This window comes from Streptomyces sp. NPDC058195 (genome assembly GCF_042883525.1).
Taxonomy (GTDB): Bacteria; Actinomycetota; Actinomycetes; order Streptomycetales; family Streptomycetaceae; genus Streptomyces.
Genome location: NZ_JBHVVM010000006.1, coordinates 1 through 3,090, shown reverse-complemented (window position 1 = coordinate 3,090; position 3,090 = coordinate 1). Strand labels below are relative to the sequence as shown.

The window sequence follows — 3,090 nt, the reverse complement described above, 5'->3', positions numbered from 1 at the left end:
GGGGGGGTGCGGTTCTTTTCGCTGTGCACTTTCTTCCTAATTTTGGGGGGGCTTGGTCGGGTGGTTTTCGCCGGGCGGTGGCGGGCCCCGGGGGGGGGCGGGGGGGCCCCCACCACCGGGCGGCCGGTGACTCCTCGGGGAGTCACCGGCCGCCCTCCGTTTCACGTGAGCCCCGCGCGACCCGCTCCGTACACCATCCGCCGTACGGCATCCCCGATTCTCGTCCTCTTGACGATAAACGGCATTCCCCTTATCGTCGCCACGACGAGAACAAGGGGGACCGCCATGGCCGACATCACCCGGCGCCTGGGCTGGCGCCATCTGCGCTCCGCGCCGACCGCCCACATCCGCCATCACCGGCGCGGCCGGATCGCGCACGACGGGCCGGGGCTGAGCTTCTGGTACCGCTCACTGAGCGCCGCGCTGTCGGAGGTGCCGGTCAACGACCGGGAGCTGGCGATGGCCTTCCACGCCCGCACGTCCGACTTCCAGGACGTCACCGTGCAGGCCACCGTCACCTACCGGATCAGCGACCCGGCCGAGGCCGCCGCCCGGCTGGACTTCTCGATCGACCCCGACACCGGGGCCTGGCGCGGCGCTCCGCTGGAGCAGATCGCCACCCTCCTGACCGAGACCGCCCAGCAGCACACCCTCGACGTGCTGGCCAGGACAGCACTGGCCGAGGCGCTGGTCGACGGGGTCGCCGCGGTCCGCGACCGGGTGGCCGCCGGGCTCGCCGCCGAGCCACGGCTGCCCGCCACCGGCATCGACGTGGTCGCGGTCCGGGTGGTGGCGATCCGCCCCGAGGCCGAGGTGGAGCGCGCCCTGCGCACCCCCGCCCGCGAGCAGATCCAGCAGGAGGCCGACCGGGCCACCTACGAGCGCCGCGCCGTGGCCGTGGAACGGGAGCGGGCCATCGCCGAGAACGAGCTCGCCAGCCAGATCGAGCTGGCCCGCAGGGAGGAGCAACTGGTCGAGCAGCGCGGCACCAACACCCGCCGGGAGGCCGAGGAGCACGCGGCGGCCGACGGAGTACGCGCCGAGGCCGAGGCCGCCCGCGCCGTACGACTGGCCCGCGCCGAGGCCGAGGCCGCCCGCGAGGTCGGCGCCGCGCGGGCGGAGTCCCAGGCGGCCTGGCTGCGGGTGCACGGCGAGGTGGACGCCGCCACCCTGCACGCCCTGGCGGCGACCCGGCTGGCCGAGAACCTGCCGCGCATCGACAGTCTCACCCTCTCCCCCGACGTGCTCACCGGACTGCTCAGCAAGCTCGGCGCCACCGGGCCGGAACGCCGGGCATGAGCCTCGCCCCACGCGCCGTGCTCGTCCACCGCACCACCGAGTACGAGGAGCTGCTGGCCCGGCACGGCACGCACGGGCAGGCCGCGTTCTTCCTCTCCAGCCGGGGCCGCTCCATCGAGGAGGTGGTGCGGCGCCACCGGCGGACCCGGCAGGCCCTCGCCGATGTGGCGGCGGCCGTTCCGCTCCAGTGGCGCCGCTCGCGAGTGGAGCGCGCGGACCTCGACCGGTTCCTGTTCGGGCCGGAGGACGTGGTGGTCGTCGTCGGGCAGGACGGGCTGGTGGCCAATGCCGCCAAGTACCTGGCGGGCCAGCCCGTCGTGGGCATCGACACCGACCCGGGACGCAATCCGGGCGTACTGGTCCGCCACCGGCCCCGGGACGCGGCGGCGCTGCTCAGGGCGGCCGTGGCACCGGGGGGCACGGCGGACGAGCTCACCATGGTCGAGGCGGTGGCCGACGACACCCAGCGGCTGCTCGCGCTCAACGAGATCTACCTCGGCCCGCCCGGCCACCAGACCGCCCGCTACCGGATCGGTCCGGACGCCTCAGGAGCCACCGCCGAGGCCCAGGCGTCCTCCGGGGTCCTGGTCGGCACCGGCACCGGTGCCAGCGGCTGGCTGCGCTCGCTGTGGCAGGAACGCGGCAGCCGGCTCCGCCTCCCCGCGCCCACCGACCCCTGCCTGCTGTGGTTCGTCCGCGAGGCCTGGCCGTCCCCCGCGACCGGCACCTCGCTGGTCGCGGGCGAGCTGGGCCACGGACAGGGGCTGCGGCTCACCGTCGAGTCCGACCGGATGGTGGTCTTCGGTGACGGGATGGAGACGGACGCACTGGAGCTGGCCTGGGGCCAGACCGTACGGCTCGGGGTCTCGGCGACCTCGCTGCGACTGGCCGGCTGACCCGCCTCACGGAAACCTTGGTTAATTAATCATTTGCCTAGGGCTCATAGGCACAGTTACTTTCCCGTCATGAGAGCCGTGAGCGAGCAGGACCTCCGCACATCATTCATCAACTGCTCCAAGGGGGAGGCCAAGCGACTGCCGTTGCCGCGCGATCTCGACGAGTCGCCCTGGGACGATCTCGACTTCCTGGGCTGGCGGGACCTCTCCGCCCCCGGACGCAGCTATATCGTCACCGAGCGCGCGGGCGAGTTCGTCGGCGTGACGCTCCGCTTCCCCTCCCAGCAGCGCGGCTTCCTCCACCGGAGCATGTGCTCCCTGTGCCTCACCACGCACCCGGGCAGCGGTGTCTCGCTGATGACCGCCCGGAAGACGGGCACCGCGGGACGCGAGGGCAATTCCGTCGGCCTGTACATCTGCACCGATCTGGACTGCTCACTGTACGTCCGGGGCAAGAAGACAGCGGCGCCCGGCAGCCGCTTCAAGGAGTCCCTGACCCTGGAGGAGCAGGTGGCGCGCACCCGGTCGAACCTCGACGCCTTCCTCGACAAGCTCTACGTCTGATCCCGCGCCCCGGCCGGGGCGCGGGCGGCGAAGGTGACGGGCGGCTGCGCGACGGGCCGGGAGCGCGGGCGTCACCGACGTCGCTGATCAGCCGCGCGCCGGACAGGGCCGCGAGACCGCCCTCGTACCGGGTGACCGGCCACGCCTCCAGACCCCCGGCGATGACGGCCGCCGTACGGGCCGTCCTCACGCGGCTTCCGGCAGCAGGGGAAGGGGCCCGTGCCGAAGGCGGGATCGCCCTAGGAGTTGTCGTCAAAGTGTCAGGCCCACATCAGGATTGATGCGAGGGTGACGGCCGCTTTGTAGGACTGGGCGGTCTTGTCGTAGCGGG

At 73.0% G+C, this 3,090-nt stretch carries 3 protein-coding genes; all 3 read left to right on the top strand.

The features are described 5' to 3' along the window. Window positions 1-285 precede the first annotated feature (285 nt). Window positions 286-1,299 carry an SPFH domain-containing protein gene (locus tag ACFVWY_RS09495; protein ID WP_389869043.1) on the top strand — a complete coding sequence of 338 codons (1,014 nt, stop codon included), beginning with the start codon at window positions 286-288 and terminating at the stop codon, window positions 1,297-1,299. Further along, window positions 1,296-2,195, top strand: coding sequence for a hypothetical protein (locus tag ACFVWY_RS09490; protein WP_389869041.1), 900 nt, complete (start codon window positions 1,296-1,298; stop codon window positions 2,193-2,195). The genes ACFVWY_RS09495 and ACFVWY_RS09490 overlap by 4 nt, the downstream gene beginning before the upstream one ends. A 69-nt stretch (window positions 2,196-2,264) precedes the next feature. Beyond that, the gene (locus ACFVWY_RS09485; RefSeq protein ID WP_389869040.1) at window positions 2,265-2,759 is read left to right on the top strand and encodes an FBP domain-containing protein; all 495 of its coding nucleotides are present in this window, start codon (window positions 2,265-2,267) and stop codon (window positions 2,757-2,759) included. Window positions 2,760-3,090 lie beyond the last annotated feature (331 nt).